This window comes from Marivivens donghaensis, from assembly GCF_011806565.1.
Classification (GTDB): domain Bacteria; phylum Pseudomonadota; class Alphaproteobacteria; order Rhodobacterales; family Rhodobacteraceae; genus Marivivens; species Marivivens donghaensis_A.
In genome coordinates this window covers 34,237-53,471 of sequence record NZ_JAATOP010000008.1, presented here as the reverse complement: position 1 = coordinate 53,471, position 19,235 = coordinate 34,237, and the positions used below count along the sequence as shown (strand labels likewise).

Here is a 19,235-nt window from a genome sequence, read left to right as displayed (position 1 = left end):
CGGCCTCTCCTTGAATAAACCGTGTGCGCTATAGACCCAAAGCTGCGCGAGGGAAAGGCCCCGCGCAATTCTGTGTCATTCTGAACTATCTTTTGCGAACAGATAAATCAGCAGGCCAGCGCCCAGCAGCACCGCATATCCGGCAAAGATAATGGCGTAGCTGTCCGTGAGGCTCCGGTCATCGGTAAAGATGACCTTTGACAGGGGCGCGGCGGTGAACTGCACCACGCCCACGGTGCCCAGCGAGAAGAGGTTCAGCAGTGTCACGCCGCGGCCCACGAGGTGCGGCGGGATGAAGCTGCGACCGTGCGCCATGATGAGCGGGAAAGATGCGCCGAAGAAACCGATAATCGCCAGCATGATGGTAGCGTAGCCGACACCTTTGTTCGGGACGACGGCCAGCGCGAGCAGGGCAAACAGACAGATCGCATTCCCTGCCCAGACGACCCATTTGCGCGAACCGACCATGCGGTCAACGGGTCCGTAGGACAGGTTGCCGAAGATCATGGCGAGGCCCATCACCAGTGTCACCTTGCCGATCAGCGCTGCGTCCGCGCCAAAAACGTTGGAGAGGTACTGACCCGACCAAAGGCCGCGAAGCGAAGCGGCGGGGACGTAGTTCACGGCGACCATGGCGAACACAGGCCAAAGCGCGGGAATCTTCAGAACATCGATCACGCTACCGCGTTTGTCAGAGGTAACTTTCTCGGGGTCTTTCACAGTCAGTAAGACGAAAATCGCCACAACGAACGTAAAGCCGGCCATCGCCCAGATCGTCGCGCGCCAGCCGAACGCGTCGACAGCCCACGCGGTCGGGGCAGAGCTGAGGATATTGCCAAGCGATCCGATCCCGAGCGTCATGCCCGCCAGCGATGCGAAGACCGCAGCCGAGAAAACGCGGGCGAAGATATAGTAGGACGCCATCAACACCGGCGCGCAGCCAGCACCGATCAGCCCCATCGCAAGCGAGATGTGCCACGGCTCGGTCGCCATCGCGAAGACCGCTGCACCGCCAGCACCGCAGAGGGCAAAAAGCACCGTTGTCGTCAACTTTGGGCCTATGCGGTCGAGCGCCTCGCCCACGGGGATTTGCATCGCCGCGAACACCAGAAACCAGATGCCGGACGCGGCGCTGAGCGCCTCTCGCGTGGCGCCGATGTCGGCCTCCAGCGCAGGTGCGAGCACCGCGAGAAAGGCACGATAGAACTGACTCAGCCCGTAGGCTGCGATCAACACGATGATCCCGAGACGCATGAGAATTCCTCCGACGTCTCAGGTTGCATGTGGCCCGCGTTTGCGCAAGCTCCGTGAACGGTCAGAGTGCGCGGCTATGGCGACCTTCGGGCATGTGGTAGCCATCGATCTCTTGCGCGCAGAGGCGGGCGATCAGGCGCGCGGACTCGCTCAGCTGGATCACGTCGTTGGAGACTGTCAGGTGATCGCGGAAGCGTACAACCATGTTCTCGGTCATGCTGCGCAGTGCCTCGATCGACACGCCATGTTTGGCCGCGATCCGCGACAGGTCGAGCGAGAAGCTACACATCAGTTCCTCGATCATATCGGAGCGCAGGCGGTCATCCTCAGACATGGCATGACCGCGAGCGGTGGCGAGGCGGCCTTCGGAAATCGCGGTAGCGTACTGGGAAGAGGTCGAGATGTTCTGCGCAAAGCCCTGTGGATAACGCGAAATCGCGGAGGCCCCGATCCCAATCAGTACGTCTGCTGTGTCGTCGGTGTAGCCTTGGAAATTGCGGTGCATCGTGCCTCGCTCTGCCGCGATAGAAAGGCTGTCGCTCGGCAGCGCATAGTGGTCGATGCCGATCTCGTCATAGCCATCGGCCACAAACAGATCGCGGGCGATATCGAACAGGTCGAGGCGCGTTTCTGCATCGGGCAGCGCATCGGCGGGGATCATGACCTGACGCTTTGCCATCCACGGTACGTGCGCATACCCATACAGCGCCACGCGGTCGGGGTTCAGTGACAGCACGGCCTGCACCGAATGCGACATCCGCTCGCGGGTCTGGTGCGGCAGGCCATAAAGGATATCCATGTTGATCGAACTAACACCGGCCTTGCGCAGCATGTCGACCACGTCGCGGGTTTGTTCGAAGCTCTGCGCACGGCCGATGGCATTTTGAACGGATTCGTCGAAGTCCTGCACGCCAATCGACGCGCGGGTCATGCCTGCATCGCGAAGCGCATCAATACGGGCCTGATCTACCTCGGTTGGGTCGATCTCGACCGAGAATTCGAGGTCCTCGGCAAGCGGGCGGAAAGCACGCAACTCCGCACCAAGTTCGGCGATCAAGTCCGGCGGAAGCAGGGTAGGGGTGCCGCCGCCGAGGTGGATCTGGCTGATCAGCACATTTTCAGGAAGATGACGGTCCACCAGAGCCAGCTCGGCCTTCAGTTGGGCGAGGTACGGGACCAGCGGACGATCCGTCGACGTGCCTTGTGTGCGGCAAGCACAGAACCAGCAAAGCCGCCGACAGTAAGGTATGTGTACATAGAGAGAGACGCGCTGCCCCTCTGGAACGGCCTGCAACCATTGGGCTGTCGTGTCGGGAGAGACGTTGCCGTTAAAGTGGTTCGCGGGCGGATAGCTGGTATAACGGGGTGCGCGGGCGTCAAAAAGTCCCAGCTCTCGGAGTTGCTTACGACAAGCCATTGCACTTCCTTTCCAAAAATGGGTTACCATGTGCCCAGATGCGTGTGCGCAAATAGGGACTGTTGGTGATATGAGTGGTTTGATTTTGGATACGCACGTCCACTGCGAGGAGTGCCCGATCCGGCACCGCGCTGTGTGCGCAAGTTGCGATACCGACGAGCTCGAAGCGCTTGAACAGATCAAGAATTACCGCACCTACGAACCGGGTCAGTCGATTGTCTGGGCAGGCGACGAGATGTCGTTCGTCGGGTCGGTGGTGCGCGGGGTCGCCAGCCTGAGCCAGACGCTCGAAGATGGCCGTAAACAGATGGTTGGCCTGCTGCTGCCGTCCGATTTCATCGGTCGTCCGGGTCGCACGACGTCCCCCTACGATGTGGTTGCGGTGAGCGAGGTTGTCCTCTGCTGTTTCCGCCGCAAACCGTTCGAGAAAATAATGACCACAACGCCGCACGTTTCGCAGCGCCTGCTTGAAATGACGCTCGACGAACTGGATGCGGCCCGTGAATGGATGCTGATCCTTGGCCGTAAGACTGCGCGCGAGAAGATCGCCAGCCTTCTGGCCATTATCGCCCGCCGCGAGTCGACCATCGGCATGATGGACCTCAAGGGCGAGATCACGATCGAACTGCCGCTCACCCGCGAAGCGATGGCCGATTACCTTGGCCTGACGCTCGAAACGGTCAGCCGTCAGATTTCGGCTCTCAAGCGCGAGGGCATCATCGCTCTCGACGGCAAGCGCCGCATCCGCGTCGATGATTTCCAGGCTCTGCTCATGGAAACCGGCGACGATATGGACGGCGGAATGATCGCCTGATCGCATCATTTGACGGGCGCGCTGGAACATCAGTGCGCCATCAGGATCGGTAGGTCGGAATTTTCGAGGATTTCACGCGTTGCGCCGCCAAGAATCGCCTCGCGGAAGCGCGACGTGCCGTAGCCACCCATAACGATCAGGTCGTTTGAGTGGTCGGCCGCAAAGCGCAGGATGACATCCGACACCTTCGGCATCGTGCGGGCCAGAATGGCGATGTCGGGGCGCAGGCCATGACGGGACAGCATCTGGCACACCACACCGCCCGGATCGGAGCGCTCGGGCGAATGGCTCGGCGGGGCGATCATAATCATGTCGACGTTCTTGGCTTCTTTCAGCAGCGGAATCGATTTGCGGATCGCCGAGAGCGACTCGTCGCTTTCGTTCCACGCCACAACGGGCCGCGCGAAGGCGAGGTCGCCGACCGCGCGATCATCCGGAACAATCAAAACGGGTGCGTCGGTACCGAAGAGCTGCGATTCGAGCAAATTGACGTGCAGCGCATTACGACCGGGGCCGTAAGGCTTCGTCACAACAATCAGGTCCGAATAACGTGTGAGGCGCGAAATAGCGGTTTCGATGCCCATCTGCGCGATGGCGACCGTTTCGACAGTGGTTTTGGACATGTTCGGACCAAGCTGCGCAGTCGCCCATTTCCCCAGTTTGTCGGCTTGCTCCTGTGCTTCCTGAATGGAGGACTCCAGCAGGATGACAGAGCTACCGATCGGCATCGGGTCATAGCGAGTCGGGTCGACGGCGATGCAGTAAACATCGAGGTGCGCATTCACACGGGCAGCGAAATCCCGAGCAGTCGCTAGGGCGTGTTTGTCGGTCTTGTCGTCTGAAACGACAACAGAAACAGTCTTGTAGGACATCAGACCCTCCTAGATCCACGGACTCGCACGTCTCCCGCGAGCGGCTAAACGAGGACTAGCAGATGGTCGGCGGTGAATAATTGACATGGATCAAGGCATCACGTCCTCGCGAATGAGAAACCCCACCAAGAGCAAAACCCGTGGATGATTCCGGACGGGTATAAGAAGGGAACGCTTGATATGTGGGATTGGATCAAGATCGTGGTGCTGGGGGTTGTGGCCCTCTTCGCCGCTGTCGCTGCGAATTTCGCACGTGACCTGGCCTATCAGGTCCACGCGCTAATCGTTATGGCCGTCGCCGCCGGTATGTTCATCTGGACTGTCCGGCAAGTTGGAGAAAACAAACAGCCCGTCATCGACACCGGCTACAACGATGGGGTGATCCGCTACGGCGTCATCGCCACCGTGTTCTGGGGTCTGGCAGGGTTTCTGGTCGGCACATTCATCGCCTTCCAGCTGGCCTATCCGTCACTGAACTTCGAATTTCTGCAAGGCTACGGCAACTTCGGTCGCCTGCGGCCGCTGCACACCTCTGCGGTGATCTTCGCCTTCGGTGGTAACGCGCTGATCGCAACGTCGTTCTACATCGTCCAGCGAACCAGTGCTGTGCGCCTGTGGGGCGGTAACCTGCCGTGGTTCGTGTTCTGGGGCTACAACCTGTTCATCGTTCTGGCTGCGACCGGCTACCTGCTCGGTGCCACGCAGTCCAAGGAATACGCAGAGCCTGAATGGTACGTCGACCTCTGGCTGACCATCGTCTGGGTCGCTTACCTGCTGGTGTTCCTCGGCACGATCCTAAAGCGCAAAGAGCCGCATATCTACGTGGCAAACTGGTTCTTCCTGTCGTTCATCATCACCGTCGCGATGCTGCACATCGTGAACAACCTCGTCATTCCGGTCTCGTTCTTCGGTGCGCGTTCGGTTCAAGTGATGGCCGGCGTACAGGATGCGATGACCCAGTGGTGGTACGGCCACAACGCTGTGGGCTTCTTCCTGACCGCAGGCTTCCTCGGCATGATGTACTACTTCGTGCCCAAGCAGGCCGAGCGTCCCGTCTATTCGTACAAGCTGTCGATCATCCACTTCTGGGCGCTGATCTTCCTGTACATCTGGGCCGGTCCGCACCACCTGCACTACACCGCGCTGCCTGACTGGGCTTCGACCCTCGGCATGGTGTTCTCGATCATCCTCTGGATGCCTTCGTGGGGTGGTATGATCAACGGTCTGATGACGCTCTCGGGCGCATGGGACAAGATCCGCACCGATCCGATCATCCGTATGATGGTCATCTCGCTGGGCTTCTACGGTATGTCGACCTTCGAAGGTCCGATGATGTCGATCCGTGCCGTGAACTCGCTGTCGCACTACACTGACTGGACCATCGGCCACGTACACTCCGGTGCGCTGGGCTGGAACGGTATGATCACGTTCGGTGCGCTCTACTTCCTGACGCCGCGCCTCTGGGGTCGCCAGTCGCTCTACAGCCTCAAGCTCGTCAGCTGGCACTTCTGGCTCGCGACCATCGGCATCGTTCTCTACGCCTCGTCGATGTGGGTCACCGGCATCATGGAGGGCCTGATGTGGCGTGAAGTCGATGCGAACGGCTTCCTCGTGAACACCTTCGCCGACACCGTTGCCGCCAAGTTCCCGATGTACGTGGTCCGCGGTCTGGGCGGTGTCCTCTACCTCGGTGGCGCACTGATCATGGCCTATAACCTCTGGATGACCGCGTTCAGCAAACGCGTACCGTCCGCCCGCTCGGCTGCTATCGCAACCGCTGCCGAATAAGGAGATCGGAAAATGGGTATCCTTGATAAACACAAAGTTCTTGAAAAGAACGCCACCCTGCTTCTGGTTTGCTCGCTTGCCGTAGTGACCATCGGCGGCATCGTGGAAATTGCACCGCTCTTCTATCTGGAGAACACCATCGAGGACGTAGAGGGCGTGCGCCCCTACTCCCCGCTGGAGCTCGCGGGCCGCGAAATCTACATCCGCGAAGGGTGCTATGTCTGCCACAGCCAGATGATCCGCCCAATGCGCGACGAACAGGAGCGCTACGGCCACTACTCGCTGGCTGCGGAATCGCAGTACGACCACCCGCACCAGTGGGGGTCCAAGCGGACCGGTCCCGACCTTGCCCGTGTGGGCGGTCGTTATTCGGACGAATGGCACGTCGACCACCTCACCAACCCGCAGTCGGTTGTGCCCGAGTCGGTCATGCCCAAGTACGGCTTCCTCCTCGATCGCAACATCGACGGTGAGTACATCACCGATCTGTTGGAAACCCACGCGATGGTCGGCGTTCCGTACACCGAGGAAATGATCGCCAGCGCCAACGCCGACTTCCGCGTTCAGGTGAACCCCGATGCGGATTGGGACGGTCTGGTAGAGCGTTATCCGGGTGCGGTCGTGTCTAACTTTGACGGTCAGCCGCAGCTCACCGAAATGGATGCGCTGGTCGCCTATCTTCAGATGTTGGGCACGCTGGTCGACTTCTCGACCTTCACGCCTGACGCCAGCCGCTGACGGAGGGTGCGATGAACTACCACATCTTCCGCGAAATCGCTGACAGCTGGGTGCTTCTGGCCATGTTCATGGTCTTCGTCGGTGCAGGTTTTTGGGCATTCCGCCCCGGCAGCCGCCCCATTCACGACGACGCGTCCACCGTGCCCTTCCGGCACGAGGATGCGCCCGCACCCGACACGACTGATCTGGAGGCTCTGAAATGAGCAAGCACGACGACAAGAAAGAAGTCGAAACGACCGGCCACTCGTGGGACGGCATCGAAGAGTACAACAACCCTCTGCCGCGTTGGTGGGTCTGGGTGTTCTACGCCACCATCGTCTGGGGCATCGGCTACACCATCGCTTACCCCGCTTGGCCGGGCCTGCGTTCGGCAACCGCTGGTATCCTCGGGTTTTCGACCCGCGCTCAGGTGCAGGAACAGATCGACGCTGTGGATGCTGCCAATGCAGCCATGGTGAGCGAGCTGGAAAGCGTTGATCTTGCCACCCTCGCGGATCACCCCGAGCTCAACGGCTTTGCCGAAAACATGGGCGCCGCCGTCTTCCGTGCGAATTGCGTGCAGTGTCACGGTTCGGGCGCGGCGGGTGCCAAGGGCTACCCGAACCTGCTCGACGATGACTGGATCTGGGGCGGCCGCATCGAAGAGATCGCATTTACCGTCACCAACGGTATCCGCAACGAACAGTCGATGGACACCCGCGGCTATGGCGGCGTGATGCCTTCGTTCGACGGCGTGCTGTCGCACGAGGAAATCACCAACGTTGCCAGTTACGTGCAGCTTCTGGCCGGTGAAGCCACCGATGAGGCCGCCGCTGCCGAAGGCGAAGATATCTTCCTCGACAACTGCGCCTCGTGCCACGGCGAAGAAGGTCAAGGCAGCCTCGCCACAACCCGCGAATTCGAAGATCCGGAATATGCGACGGCTTCGGACGAAATGACGGGTGCTCCGCGTCTGAACGACAAGGTCTGGCTCTACGGCGGCGATCTCGCCACCCTCGAAGAAACTATCCTGAACGGTCGCGGCGGTGTCATGCCCGCTTGGCTCGAAGATTACCGCCCCGCAAGCGGTCTGACCCAAGCCGAAGTCAACGCGGTTGCCGCATATGTCCACCAGCTTGGCGGTGGTCAGTAAGCCATTCCACGCGGCGTTGCAGCCGCCGCGTGGCATACATCGGTCTGCCCCCTGTTCGCGCAAAACGCAGGACCGATGACTTTCCTCTCTGGCGAGAGGTACACCCCTGACCCTGTGTTTGGTCGGGGGTGTTTTTTTGCCTTACCCTACGTTTTTATTCCTGAATCGGGCACGCAGCTTTGACGATTGATCTGAGTCAAAGCACGGGCGCTCAAGGGGACGCAAAAGGAGGAACACGCGTCCACTCAAGTCAGGATAGTTCTATGTCAGCTCCGGCTCCCCAAGACCAACTCTATGCAGCGCGCGAGCCTGTATTTCCTCGCCGGGTCAAAGGAAAATTCCGCAATCTCAAGTGGGTAATCATGCTGATCACGCTCGGCATCTATTACCTCGCACCCTGGATTCGCTGGGATCGCGGGCCTGAGTTGCCGGATCAGGCCATCCTTGTGGATCTCGCCCATCGCCGGTTCTTTTTCTTCTGGATCGAGATCTGGCCGCACGAGTTCTATTTTGTCGCAGGGTTGCTGATTATGGCGGGCCTCGGCCTGTTCCTGTTCACCTCTGCCATGGGCCGCGTCTGGTGCGGATACACCTGTCCGCAAACAGTCTGGACCGACCTTTTCATCCTCGTGGAACGCTGGGTCGAAGGCGACCGCAACGCCCGCGTCCGCCTCTGGAAGTCGAAGTGGGACGCCCGCAAGCTGCGCCTTCGCCTGACGAAATGGGCCGCTTGGGTGGTCATCGCGCTGGCAACCGGCGGTGCGTGGGTCTTCTATTTCACCGACGCGCCGACGCTGGCAGTGGACCTCGTGACGGGGCAGGCTCACCCGATCGCCTACACCACGATGCTGATCCTCACGGCGACCACCTTCTTCTTCGGCGGCATCGCCCGTGAACAGGTTTGCATCTACGCTTGTCCGTGGCCGCGCATCCAAGCCGCGATGATGGACGAAGACACGCTGACTATCGGCTACCGCGACTGGCGGGGGGAGCCTCGCGGCAAACTGAAAAAGGCCGAGCCGGGTGTGCAGCAGGGCGATTGCATCGACTGTATGGCCTGCGTCAACGTCTGTCCGATGGGCATCGACATCCGCAACGGCCAGCAGATGGAATGCATCACTTGCGGCCTGTGCATCGACGCTTGTGATGACGTGATGGCCAAGATTGGTAAACCGCGTGGTCTCATCGACTATCTCGCGCTGAACGACGAGCCGCGCGAACGTGCCGGCGCGCAGCCGCGTCCGGTCTGGAAGCATATCTTCCGCCCGCGCACTATCCTTTATACCGCGCTGTGGAGCATCGTTGGCTTCGGCCTCGTCTTCGCGCTGTTCATCCGTCCGGACATCGAAATGACGGTCTCGCCCATTCGCAATCCGACCTTCATCACGCTCTCCGACGGTACGATCCGCAACGTGTACGACGTGCGCCTGCGCAACAAGCACGGCTCTCAAGAGCTCTTCGGCCTCGCGCTGAACTCCGAGACGGACCTCGAGCTTTCGGTCGAAGGCGTAGACGGCTCGTTGGTTCTTGTGCCCGCCGACTCGATGGAAATCATCCGTGTCTATGTCCAAGCCGGACCGGACAGCACAGCGGCGACGACCGACCGCACGGACTTCACTTTCTGGGTCACCGACCTGTCGACCAACGAACGCGCTTCGGTCGACACCATCTTTAACGGTAAGGAGACGAACTGATGACCGGTTTCTTCCGCGGCCCTATCACCGGCTCTAAATTCTTCGCGATTTTCGCATCGTTCTTCATCGTCATTATCGCCGTGAATATCGTTATGGCCACTTCGGCGATCGAGACCTTCCCCGGTCTGGTGGTGAAAAACTCCTACGTCGCCAGCCAATCGTTCGACCGTGACCGCGCCGCGCAAGAAGCGCTGGGCTGGACCGTCGATGCCACCGTAGATGGCGACCACATCGAGATCGCGATTACGAATGTGAACGGTTCTGCGGTCGAACCCGCGACCGTCGTGGCCACCTTCGGTCGCCCGACCACGACCCGTGATGACCAAGTGCTCGACCTGACATTCGACGGCTCCGTTTTCCGCGGCCCCATCGACTATGAGCCCGGCCAATGGCGCTTGTGGATCACCGCCACTGCCGACGACGGCACCGAGTTCAAACAGGAACTCCAAGTCCATATCAGAGGCTAAAATGGTTTACGTTGAAGCCCCCGGAGTTGCTGCCTGTCCTGCCTGCGTGGCCACCCCGATTGCAACCAACCGAGCTGCGAAATTGGCAAGTGAGGGGAGCCGTGAGCTGCACCTTTCGCTGCCGACAGTCCACTGCGCTGCTTGCATCCAGTCTATCGAAGGCGGTCTGTTGGCGCGTGACGATATCGAGGATGCGCGCGTCAACCTGACCCGTAAGCGCGCCACTGTCCGCGTCCCCGCAGGTATGTCGGACGAGCAGGTCGTGGCTGCGATTTCGGCGCTTGGCTATGAGGCAACGCCACTCGACGCTGCGACCTTGTCCGCCGGCGAAAGCGACCGCGCGGCCCGTGATCTGGCCATGCGTTTGGGCGTCGCGGGTTTTGCGATGATGAACGTGATGCTGCTGTCCGTCGCCGTCTGGTCTGGCGCAGCGGATGCCACACGGCAGTTGTTCCACTGGCTCTCGGCGCTGATCGCGCTGCCGACCATCGTGTTCTCGGCCCGCCCGTTCTACACCAGCGCGTGGCGCGTTCTGCGTGTTGGCCGCCTCAATATGGATGTCCCGATCACGCTAGCGATCCTTCTCGCCGCCGGAATTTCGGTGATGGAGACGGCCTATCACGGTGAAGACGCCTATTTCGACGCAGCTCTTTCACTGACGTTTTTCCTGCTCGCGGGCCGCTACCTTGATCAGAAAATGCGGAGCGTTGCGCGATCTGCTGCGACTGAACTGGCCGCGATGGAAACGCCGACGGCGCTGCGATTGACGGAACACGGGTCTGAAACTGTCCCCATCGGCACCATCGCGGTGGGAGACCTCCTGCTCGTACAACCCGGCGCACGGATGCCTGTTGATGGCGTGGTCGAGGACGGCACTAGCGACGTCGACCGGTCCTTCCTGACGGGCGAAGCCGATCCGGCGACCATAGGGACCTCCGACCAAGTCCGCGCGGGTGAGGTCAATCTGACCGGCGCTCTCAAGGTTCGCGCAACAGCCGTGGGCGAGCAGACCGTGCTTCACGCGCTGGCCGACCTTGTATCGGTCGCCGAGCAGGCGAAGTCCCGCTACAATTCGCTTGCCGACCGTGCTGCCAAAATCTACGCGCCGCTGGTGCATATCCTCGCATTCGCCGCGTTCGTGTTTTGGTTATGGGCGACAGCGGGAGACGTGCGCTATGCCCTTAACATCGCGGTGGCGGTCCTCATCATCACGTGCCCCTGCGCCCTAGGGCTAGCTGTGCCCGCTGTCTCAACTGTGGCGTCGGGCAAGCTGTTCAAGGCCGGTATCTTGGTCAAACATGCGACCGCGTTAGAACGCCTTGGCGAAATCGACGAAGTGGTTTTCGACAAAACCGGAACGCTGACGAAGGGCATCCCGCAGATCGTAACCCAACTCACGCCTGCTGATCTGGCGATTGCCGCAACCTTGGCCGAAGCGTCTGGCCACCCCCGTTCCAAGGCCATTGTCTCAGCCGCCTTCGCCAGCCGCGCGGATGTGCGTGACATCCACGAGATCGCGGGCATGGGCGTCGAAGGTATACTGGAGGGCCGCAAAGTGCGCCTCGGTCGCGCATCCTGGATCAGTGGCGGCGACAGTTCAACCGTGCTGGATCTTGGTGACCGCCATATCGCGCTCGAATTTGTCGACAGCCTGCGGCACGGCGCAGAGGATCTCATTGCGACGCTCAAATCCAAGGGCGTTCCGGTCACTCTGCTTTCCGGTGATACCGAAGCGAACGTCCGCCGGATGGCCGACACGCTTGGCATCGACAACTGGCAGGCAGGCATTCTCCCCCACGAGAAGGCTGATGTGCTCCAAGCCAAAGCTGACGCGGGCAAGCGCGTTCTCATGGTCGGGGACGGTCTGAACGACGTTGGCGCGCTAGCGCTGGCGCATGTGTCGATCGCACCTGCCTCTGCGCTGGAGGCCACGCGCGTGGCCGCTGACATGGTACTCGTGAAGTCCGACCTTTCGCAGATCGCGGTGGCGATGGAGACAGCCCAAAAAGCCCGTCGCCGGATCATCGAGAACTTTTCGGTCGCGGCGATCTACAACACCATCGCGGTGCCTCTTGCATTGATCGGCCTCGCGAGCCCGCTTTCGGCTGCTATTGCGATGTCGACCTCGTCGATTATCGTCTCACTCAACGCACTTCGCCTTCGGTAACCGCTATGGAAGTCCTCGCCCTTTTGATCCCTGTCTCGCTGCTCCTTGGTGGAGTGGGGCTCGCCGCGTTTTTCTGGACCATGCGAAACAGGCAGTACGACGACCCTGACGGGGATGCGCAGCGCATCCTGCGGACGGACTTCGACGACCAACCCAAGCAGTAAAACTGCCCTAGAACGCGAAACGCCGCATCGGATGATCCGCTGCGGCGTTTTCGTGAATTCGCGATAAATCGGGAAAATTGGTCGGAGCGAGAGGATTCGAACCTCCGACCCCCTGCTCCCGAAGCAGGTGCGCTACCAGGCTGCGCTACGCTCCGACCGTGGATCGCGAACTACCGATTCCGCATGGAAAGTGCAAGTGCGAAACAGGTAAAAACGCAGGTTTTTATTGGCTCATCTTCCGGCTGGGTTTGCCCGTCATGATCCGCCACAAAATCGATGCCCGCGGAGAGGTAACGGTTTCCGTCCGCAGTCGCGTGCGAGTGACCGGACGCTCGGTCGAGGTGCCGCCGCTGGCTTCGCGGAGAACGATGTAGATGCCCGAGGCGATGATCACCGAAGCACCGATCAGAACGGCGGTCGTCGGCGTCTCGTCAAAGAACAGATAGCCGTAAAGCGTTGCCCAGAGGATCTGGCTGTACTGCATCGGCGCCACGATGGCAGCCTCGCCCGCGCGGTACGCTTTGATCGTTAGGAAGCCGCCGCAGAGGCCGAAGATCGCGATCATGGCGAGCAGACCCATGTCGGTGATCAGAACCGGCTTGTAGAAGAACGGAAGCGCGCAACCCATGACGACGAAGTTGCCGATCATCGGGTAGAGCATCATGACGACCGAGCGTTCCTCTGCGCCGATCTTGCGCACGATGACCGCAGCCGATGCGCCGCAGATCGCAGCGGCAAGCGCAGCAAGGTGGCCGAGCGCCAGTTCTGTCGCGCCCGGTTGCAGCGCGATGATCACGCCGACCATGCCGACGCCGACCGCTCCCCAGCGATGTGGGCCGACCTTTTCGCCCAGCACGGGGATCGAAAGAATGGTGATCAGCAGCGGGGAAGAGAACAGAATCGCGTAGGTTTGTGCCAGTGGAAGCACTGTAAACGCATAGAAAGCAGAGATGCCGGTGATGACGGTCAGCATCGTACGCAGCATCATCCACCACGGGTGAACGGGCTTGAGCGTGCCCGCGGTCTTGTCGCTCATCAGGATAATCGTGACGACCGGAAAGCTCAGCAAGGCGGCGAAAAACACGATCTGGAAGGCCGAATAGCCGCTGCCGAGTGTCTTGATGACGGCGTCGTGGGTTGCGTAAACGCCCATTGCCATTAGGGCAAAAAGCGCCCCTTTGACGTTGTTCTTTACCACTTCGACCATCTTCAACTCCTGTAGTGCCGAATCCGCTATCACCCGCCTGATATGAGTCTTGCAACCCTAAAGGCGAGTATCCAAGCCACTTTCATTCCAAACAAAAACGGGCGCCCGCGCGGGACGCCCGATTGTTGTGCAGTGATCTTAAAAGCTTAGAGCGAAGCGTCCAGTGCTTCGACGATCTTGTCACCCATTTCGGTGGTCGACACCGGGGTGACGCCTTCGCCTGCCAGCAGGTCAGCGGTGCGAACGCCATCGGCGAGCACTTTTTCCACGGCCTGCTCGAGACGGGTTGCTTCGTCGCCCTTGTCGAACGAGTAGCGCAGCGCCATCGCGAACGACAGGATACAAGCGATCGGGTTGGCCTTGTTCTGGCCTGCGATGTCCGGAGCCGAACCGTGTACGGGCTCGTAGAGTGCTTTCGGACGACCGTTGGCCATCGGCGCACCGAGCGACGCGGACGGCAGCATGCCGAGCGAGCCGGTGAGCATTGCAGCAGCGTCGGACAGCAGGTCGCCGAACAGGTTGTCGGTGACGATGACGTCGAACTGCTTTGGCCAGCGGCAAAGCTGCATGGCGCCTGCGTCTGCATACATGTGCGACAGCTCGACTTCCGGATACTCTTCGTCGTGGATCTTCTGGACGACTTCGCGCCAGAGAATGCCCGATTCCATCACGTTGGCTTTTTCCATCGAGCAGACTTTGTTGCCGCGACGCTTGGCCAGTTCGAAGGCCGAGCGCGCAACGCGAGCGATTTCCGACTCGGTGTAGCGCTGGGTGTTGATGCCGACGCGCTCGTTGCCTTCGGTGATGATGCCGCGCGGCTCACCGAAGTAGATGCCCGAGGTCAGTTCGCGCACGATCATGATGTCGAGGCCGGCAACGACGTCTTTCTTCAGCGACGAGAAGTCGGCCAGAGCGTCGAAACACTGCGCCGGACGCAGGTTCGAGTAGAGGTCCATTTCCTTGCGCAGACGCAGCAGGCCGCGCTCGGGCTTCACCGAGAAGTCCAGAACGTCATACTTCGGGCCGCCTACCGCGCCGAGCAGAACGGCGTCGGCTTCTTGAGCTTTTGCCATGGTGTCATCGTGCAGCGGGGTGCCGTGCACGTCGTAAGCCGAGCCGCCGACCAGATCTTCGCTGACGTCGAATTGCAGGCCGCGCTTGTCGCCGTACCAGGTGATGATCTTCTTAACTTCACCCATGACTTCGGGGCCGATGCCGTCGCCGGCGAGGATCAGGATCGAGGGGTTGGACATCTCGTTCTTCCTTGTCTGAAAAGGTCTGGCACGAGGTATCCGTTTGCTGCCCAAGGGTCAAGAAAACAAGGTGCCACAATCAGGGCTTCAAGGGACAACGACATCTACCCAGACGAGCGCATGTGGCCCGCTATCGGAACGTTCGATTCCGGCAGTTCGGACCGTCAGATCGGCAGACGGTAGAACGTAGGACACGCGCAACGCACCGGGGCCGTCCGGCCAGTCGGCGGTCGTTTGATCGGGAAGCGGGTCCTGTAGCCGCGGGTCCGCGAGAAGCTGTGCGATAGCGGTGCGATTGCCCTCGCCGCCGTTTGGGTCGAGGTTCGCGTTCCCAGCTATAATGGGGTGGGGGATGCCGAGATGTTCGAGCCAGAAAAGCACCTCGTCGGCATTGCGCCGGTCATTGCGGTTTTCGGGGCCATCAAACACGGGCGGCGTCGCAGAGAATGCGAGGATGTTGAGGGCCGTCTCTCCGACCGCAATCGGCACAATCCAATGACCCGTCGTGGATAGCCACTGAATTTCGGCGAGCTCGGGCGGATCGGTGGAGCGGCTGTTAGGTGCGTCCCTCCAGAGGGTGTGGTCGAAAGAAACCACCTCGCCGATTGGCAACTTGGACAGGATAGCCATCCCGCCGTCCCCTTCGAACCGCCCGTAGCCTTGGGCATCGCGGGCGTCACCAAAGTATCCGTTCCTGTCGACATCGAGGCCCGTAGGCACTCCTGTATTGGGCGGTTTGGCAAACACGTTTGGGTAATCCAGCATCATCGCGAAAGCGGTTAGAGCAGCGCCGCCGTGGTCAAAGTCGAAATCGGTAAGGACAATGATGTCAGGGTCGACCGCCCTGATCGTCTCGACCGCCTGCAAGACCTGCTCTTCGCTCTTCAGAATGTCGCGCAGTAGTAACCCCGGCCCTCGACGTGACAAAGGCGCGGCGAAGGTGGCGATCCGGACGGTCTCGGCCAATGCCGGACCGACAGTCAGGAAAATCAGGCAGGCTGCAAGGAATCGGCGGAGGACGCGCGCTTGCGTTTGTCTTCGATCATCTGCGCCACGCGGCCCATTGCGATGCCGCGCATGAGGAGTGACGAAGGAATGAAGGCCCATGCCGATACCATCCAGATCAACGTGTGAGGATCGGACAGGCTGGCCGGATTGATCAGGCTGGAGCCGAGTTTCACAATTGCTGGGACCAAGAATGGCAGCAAAAAGCCTACGATCAGGTTAATCTGGCTGTCACGCTGAAGGCGGCCCACGATGTCTTCGCCCGTGGTCGGGTCAAACGTCGGCAGGTTCGTCCAGATATTCAGCGAACTGTTCCGACCAGGCCATTGGTGAACGCGGAGGCACAGGACGAAGTACGCGAGCGACAGGATCGACGTCACATAGGCGACGGCGGCGGCGGTGCGCACTGCGGTGCCAAGCGACGCGGGCGCGTCTTGCGGCAGCATCAGAACCATCAGGCGCACAGGTGAATAAGGGAAGTCGAGCAGCGCGCCGAGGCGGTAACCCATCGCGGTGACGAACATGGACAGCGTGGTGCTTTCGGTCGCGCCGCGCGCGATCATCGACAGCAGGAACACAGCAATGAACAGCGACAGGAAGCGGGTGCGGTTGTAGGGCGGAGCGTCGCGGAACTCGATCAGGCTGGGACATGCAGAGCTGTATTCCATGAGCGCGAACCCGCCCGCAGCCATGGCAATGAGCGCCACGATCTGGGACGTATCGGTGCTCGTGTTCGGCAGCAGAAGTGCGGGAGTTGCGATCAGCAACACCACGAACGCTGCGCGCACGATTGCTCCTGCAATACGTGAAATCACGTCCTGTCTTTCCTCGATATCGCTGGCTCCGATACTTTGCCGGGCCCGCTTCTTGTTTTTGAACCGCAGCGTGAAAGCGGTCTGCCTCATCTTTGACAAAATTCTGCCCACTTTAGGTTTCGTCTGCAACTCATGGGTAAATTTACATAAATTAAGGTGGCGGTTTTGGGGCAGAGGTGATGCGCGATTGCCACCATCCAGAACGGACCCGTCGTTCTCCCCGTGGTTGCCACAGTTTGTGACACAACATCTTGTGTTTTAGCCTGCCCAACAAAAAAGCGCCCCCGAAACCGGAGGCGCTCTGCGTACACATCAGTACTAGTGCTATCGAATCATGCCCAAGGGCGGTCGGCAGCGTTTTTGGCTTCGAAAGCGTCGATTGCATCGACGTTCTGCATCGTCAGACCGATGTCGTCGAGGCCGTTCAGGAGGCAGTGCTTTTTAAACGAGTCGACCTCGAACGAGAACGACTCGCCGTCCGAAGTGGTGACGGTCTGGCCTTCGAGGTCGACGGTCATTCGGGCGTTGGAGCCTTTCTCGGCGTCCTTCATCAGCACATCGACGACTTCCTGCGGGAATACGATCGGCAGAATGCCGTTCTTGAAGCAGTTGTTGTAGAAGATGTCGGCGAACGAGGTCGAGATCACGCACTTGATGCCGAAGTCGGCGATGGCCCACGGCGCGTGTTCGCGCGACGAACCGCAACCGAAGTTGTCACCGGCAACGAGGATCTCAGCATCGCGGTACTGCGGCTTGTTCAGGACGAAATCCTCTATCTCGTTGCCCTGACGGTCGTAGCGCATTTCGTCGAACAGGTTCACACCAAGGCCCGAGCGCTTGATCGTCTTCAAGAAGATCTTGGGGATGATCATGTCGGTGTCGATGTTCACGAGCGGCATCGGAGCTGCAATGCCCTGAACTTTTTGGAACTTTTCCATTACATCATCTCCCGAACGTCGGTCAGGTGGCCAGTGATTGCAGCGGCAGCAGCCATTGCAGGGGATACGAGGTGGGTACGGCCTTTGTAGCCCTGACGACCCTCGAAGTTACGGTTCGAAGTCGACGCACAACGCTCGCCTTCGGACAGCTGGTCGGGGTTCATCGCAAGGCACATCGAGCAGCCCGCCATGCGCCATTCGAAACCGGCTTCCTTGAAGATGTCGGCGAGACCTTCTTCTTCGGCCTGAGCGCGGACGAGGCCCGAACCCGGAACGACCATGGCACGCATACCATCCTTGACCTTCTTGCCCTTAAGGATCGCAGCGGCAGCGCGCAGGTCCTCGATGCGGCCGTTGGTGCACGAACCAATGAACACGGTGTCGATCTGGATGTCGGTCAGCTTCTGACCGGCGGTCAGGCCCATATACTCGATCGAACGCTTGGCTGCGTCGACTTTACCGCCCTTGAACGATTCCGGTGCCGGAACGACGGCCGAGATCGGCAGCACGTCTTCGGGCGAGGTGCCCCAGGTCACAACCGGTTCGATCTCTTCGCCCTTGAGTGTCACAACCTTGTCGAAGTGCGCGCCTTCGTCGGTGAAGAGGGTTTTCCAATATTCGACGGCTGCGTCGTACTGTTCGCCCTTCGGAGCGTGCGGACGGCCTTTGACGTAGTCGAAGGTTTTCTGGTCCGGAGCAATGAGACCGGCGCGAGCGCCGCCTTCGATCGCCATGTTACAGACGGTCATGCGACCTTCCATCGACAGATCACGGATGGCTTCACCACAATATTCGATGACGTAGCCGGTGCCGCCGGCGGTGCCGGTTGCGCCGATGACAGCGAGGGTGATGTCCTTGGCGGTCACGCCCGGCTTCAGCTTGCCGGTGATTTCTACCTTCATGTTCTTGGACTTCTTCTGGATCAGCGTCTGGGTGGCCAGAACGTGTTCAACTTCCGAAGTACCGATGCCGTGAGCGAGCGCACCGAATGCACCGTGGGTCGCAGTGTGCGAGTCGCCGCAAACAACGGTCATGCCCGGCAGGGTCCAACCTTGCTCAGGGCCGACGATGTGAACGATGCCCTGACGAACGTCCGACACGGGGTAGTAGTTGATGCCGAATTCCTTGGCGTTCGTGTCGAGAGCTTCGACCTGAATGCGCGAATCTTCGGTCATGGTCGACGCGTTTGCACGGTCGAGCGTGGTCGGCACGTTGTGATCCGGAACCGCGATGGTTTTTTCCGGCGCGCGCACCTTGCGGCCCGCCATACGCAGACCTTCGAACGCTTGCGGCGAGGTCACTTCGTGGACGAGGTGGCGGTCGATATACAGCAGACAGGTGCCGTCTTCGGATTCATGGGCGACGTGAGCGTCCCAGATTTTGTCATAGAGCGTCTTGGGCGACATGGCTCTTACCTTTTAGAATGTTGTGCTAGTCAGATCTTTCGGACGGGCGCATGACGATGCGCCCCGCGCGGACATCACAGTCGGGCGAGGATCGAACGGCTTTC

The 19,235-nt window shown here is 60.3% G+C and carries 18 protein-coding genes and 1 tRNA gene; 9 read left to right on the top strand and 10 right to left on the bottom strand.

Going from position 1 to position 19,235, the window contains the following annotated elements:
* Window positions 1-75: 75 nt before the first annotated feature.
* Complete coding sequence (locus HCZ30_RS12320; RefSeq protein ID WP_167638598.1) at window positions 76-1,254, bottom strand: MFS transporter; 1,179 nt, start codon at window positions 1,252-1,254, stop codon at window positions 76-78.
* Between the two features lie 61 nt (window positions 1,255-1,315).
* The gene (hemN, locus tag HCZ30_RS12315; protein WP_167638597.1) at window positions 1,316-2,671 is read right to left on the bottom strand and encodes an oxygen-independent coproporphyrinogen III oxidase; all 1,356 of its coding nucleotides are present in this window, start codon (window positions 2,669-2,671) and stop codon (window positions 1,316-1,318) included.
* A 70-nt stretch (window positions 2,672-2,741) separates the two neighbouring features.
* Between hemN and fnrL the strand changes: the two genes are divergently transcribed.
* Window positions 2,742-3,485, top strand: a complete 744-nt coding sequence (fnrL, locus tag HCZ30_RS12310; RefSeq protein ID WP_167638596.1) for a transcriptional regulator FnrL — start codon at window positions 2,742-2,744, stop codon at window positions 3,483-3,485.
* A gap of 29 nt (window positions 3,486-3,514) precedes the next feature.
* On the opposite strand, the gene HCZ30_RS12305 is transcribed toward fnrL, so the two are convergent.
* Window positions 3,515-4,357 (bottom strand): universal stress protein, encoded by an 843-nt coding sequence (locus HCZ30_RS12305; protein WP_167638595.1) that lies wholly within the window; start codon window positions 4,355-4,357, stop codon window positions 3,515-3,517.
* 180 nt (window positions 4,358-4,537) lie between these two features.
* Here HCZ30_RS12305 and ccoN point away from each other — a divergent pair, with 180 nt between their 5' ends.
* The 8 genes from ccoN to ccoS all read left to right on the top strand — a co-directional run bounded on the left by ccoN (window position 4,538) and on the right by ccoS (window position 12,507).
* Window positions 4,538-6,145, top strand: a complete 1,608-nt coding sequence (gene ccoN, locus HCZ30_RS12300; RefSeq protein WP_167638594.1) for a cytochrome-c oxidase, cbb3-type subunit I — start codon at window positions 4,538-4,540, stop codon at window positions 6,143-6,145.
* A 12-nt stretch (window positions 6,146-6,157) separates the two neighbouring features.
* On the top strand, window positions 6,158-6,883 hold the full coding sequence (gene ccoO / locus HCZ30_RS12295) for a cytochrome-c oxidase, cbb3-type subunit II (RefSeq protein WP_167638593.1): 726 nt from the start codon (window positions 6,158-6,160) through the stop codon (window positions 6,881-6,883).
* An 11-nt stretch (window positions 6,884-6,894) separates the two neighbouring features.
* Window positions 6,895-7,086, top strand: a complete 192-nt coding sequence (locus HCZ30_RS12290) for a cbb3-type cytochrome oxidase subunit 3 (RefSeq protein ID WP_167638592.1) — start codon at window positions 6,895-6,897, stop codon at window positions 7,084-7,086.
* A complete protein-coding gene (ccoP, locus tag HCZ30_RS12285) occupies window positions 7,083-8,015 on the top strand; it encodes a cytochrome-c oxidase, cbb3-type subunit III (protein ID WP_167638591.1) in 933 nt (310 codons plus the stop codon). The genes HCZ30_RS12290 and ccoP overlap by 4 nt, the downstream gene beginning before the upstream one ends.
* Window positions 8,016-8,278: 263 nt before the next feature.
* Window positions 8,279-9,709, top strand: a complete 1,431-nt coding sequence (gene ccoG, locus HCZ30_RS12280; protein WP_167638590.1) for a cytochrome c oxidase accessory protein CcoG — start codon at window positions 8,279-8,281, stop codon at window positions 9,707-9,709.
* Window positions 9,709-10,176 carry a FixH family protein gene (locus HCZ30_RS12275; RefSeq protein ID WP_167638589.1) on the top strand — a complete coding sequence of 156 codons (468 nt, stop codon included), beginning with the start codon at window positions 9,709-9,711 and terminating at the stop codon, window positions 10,174-10,176. Before ccoG ends, HCZ30_RS12275 begins: the two co-directional genes overlap by 1 nt.
* Before the next feature lies 1 nt (window position 10,177).
* The gene (locus HCZ30_RS12270) at window positions 10,178-12,343 is read left to right on the top strand and encodes a heavy metal translocating P-type ATPase (RefSeq protein ID WP_167638588.1); all 2,166 of its coding nucleotides are present in this window, start codon (window positions 10,178-10,180) and stop codon (window positions 12,341-12,343) included.
* A gap of 5 nt (window positions 12,344-12,348) precedes the next feature.
* A complete protein-coding gene (gene ccoS / locus HCZ30_RS12265) occupies window positions 12,349-12,507 on the top strand; it encodes a cbb3-type cytochrome oxidase assembly protein CcoS (RefSeq protein ID WP_167638587.1) in 159 nt (52 codons plus the stop codon).
* Window positions 12,508-12,585: 78 nt separating this feature from the next.
* Here ccoS and HCZ30_RS12260 read toward each other — a convergent pair.
* The 7 genes from HCZ30_RS12260 to leuC all read right to left on the bottom strand — a co-directional run bounded on the left by HCZ30_RS12260 (window position 12,586) and on the right by leuC (window position 19,131).
* Window positions 12,586-12,662 (bottom strand) — tRNA-Pro (locus HCZ30_RS12260).
* A gap of 68 nt (window positions 12,663-12,730) precedes the next feature.
* Window positions 12,731-13,714 carry a DMT family transporter gene (locus HCZ30_RS12255; RefSeq protein ID WP_167638586.1) on the bottom strand — a complete coding sequence of 328 codons (984 nt, stop codon included), beginning with the start codon at window positions 13,712-13,714 and terminating at the stop codon, window positions 12,731-12,733.
* A 146-nt stretch (window positions 13,715-13,860) separates the two neighbouring features.
* Window positions 13,861-14,967: a 3-isopropylmalate dehydrogenase gene (leuB, locus tag HCZ30_RS12250; RefSeq protein ID WP_167638585.1), complete on the bottom strand. Its 1,107-nt coding sequence runs from the start codon at window positions 14,965-14,967 to the stop codon at window positions 13,861-13,863.
* A gap of 87 nt (window positions 14,968-15,054) precedes the next feature.
* On the bottom strand, window positions 15,055-15,933 hold the full coding sequence (locus HCZ30_RS12245; RefSeq protein WP_246212792.1) for an endonuclease/exonuclease/phosphatase family protein: 879 nt from the start codon (window positions 15,931-15,933) through the stop codon (window positions 15,055-15,057).
* A gap of 23 nt (window positions 15,934-15,956) precedes the next feature.
* Entirely contained in the window at window positions 15,957-16,760 is an 804-nt protein-coding gene (locus HCZ30_RS12240; RefSeq protein WP_348640385.1) for a hypothetical protein, read from the bottom strand.
* Window positions 16,761-17,119: 359 nt separating this feature from the next.
* A complete protein-coding gene (leuD, locus tag HCZ30_RS12235; RefSeq protein WP_167638582.1) occupies window positions 17,120-17,725 on the bottom strand; it encodes a 3-isopropylmalate dehydratase small subunit in 606 nt (201 codons plus the stop codon).
* The gene (leuC, locus tag HCZ30_RS12230) at window positions 17,725-19,131 is read right to left on the bottom strand and encodes a 3-isopropylmalate dehydratase large subunit (RefSeq protein ID WP_167638581.1); all 1,407 of its coding nucleotides are present in this window, start codon (window positions 19,129-19,131) and stop codon (window positions 17,725-17,727) included. Before leuC ends, leuD begins: the two co-directional genes overlap by 1 nt.
* Between the last annotated feature and the right edge of the window lie 104 nt (window positions 19,132-19,235).

Excerpts from the sequence above, each read along its gene's own strand:
- HCZ30_RS12320 (WP_167638598.1), bottom strand. The coding sequence starts at position 1,254 with ATGCGTCTCGGGATCATCGTGTTGATCGCAGCCTACGGGCTGAGTCAG.
- hemN (WP_167638597.1), bottom strand. The coding sequence starts at position 2,671 with ATGGCTTGTCGTAAGCAACTCCGAGAGCTGGGACTTTTTGACGCCCGC.
- fnrL (WP_167638596.1), top strand. The coding sequence starts at position 2,742 with ATGAGTGGTTTGATTTTGGATACGCACGTCCACTGCGAGGAGTGCCCG.
- HCZ30_RS12305 (WP_167638595.1), bottom strand. The coding sequence starts at position 4,357 with ATGTCCTACAAGACTGTTTCTGTTGTCGTTTCAGACGACAAGACCGAC.
- ccoN (WP_167638594.1), top strand. The coding sequence starts at position 4,538 with ATGTGGGATTGGATCAAGATCGTGGTGCTGGGGGTTGTGGCCCTCTTC.
- ccoO (WP_167638593.1), top strand. The coding sequence starts at position 6,158 with ATGGGTATCCTTGATAAACACAAAGTTCTTGAAAAGAACGCCACCCTG.
- HCZ30_RS12290 (WP_167638592.1), top strand. The coding sequence starts at position 6,895 with ATGAACTACCACATCTTCCGCGAAATCGCTGACAGCTGGGTGCTTCTG.
- ccoP (WP_167638591.1), top strand. The coding sequence starts at position 7,083 with ATGAGCAAGCACGACGACAAGAAAGAAGTCGAAACGACCGGCCACTCG.
- ccoG (WP_167638590.1), top strand. The coding sequence starts at position 8,279 with ATGTCAGCTCCGGCTCCCCAAGACCAACTCTATGCAGCGCGCGAGCCT.
- HCZ30_RS12275 (WP_167638589.1), top strand. The coding sequence starts at position 9,709 with ATGACCGGTTTCTTCCGCGGCCCTATCACCGGCTCTAAATTCTTCGCG.
- HCZ30_RS12270 (WP_167638588.1), top strand. The coding sequence starts at position 10,178 with ATGGTTTACGTTGAAGCCCCCGGAGTTGCTGCCTGTCCTGCCTGCGTG.
- ccoS (WP_167638587.1), top strand. The coding sequence starts at position 12,349 with ATGGAAGTCCTCGCCCTTTTGATCCCTGTCTCGCTGCTCCTTGGTGGA.
- HCZ30_RS12255 (WP_167638586.1), bottom strand. The coding sequence starts at position 13,714 with ATGGTCGAAGTGGTAAAGAACAACGTCAAAGGGGCGCTTTTTGCCCTA.
- leuB (WP_167638585.1), bottom strand. The coding sequence starts at position 14,967 with ATGTCCAACCCCTCGATCCTGATCCTCGCCGGCGACGGCATCGGCCCC.
- leuD (WP_167638582.1), bottom strand. The coding sequence starts at position 17,725 with ATGGAAAAGTTCCAAAAAGTTCAGGGCATTGCAGCTCCGATGCCGCTC.
- leuC (WP_167638581.1), bottom strand. The coding sequence starts at position 19,131 with ATGTCGCCCAAGACGCTCTATGACAAAATCTGGGACGCTCACGTCGCC.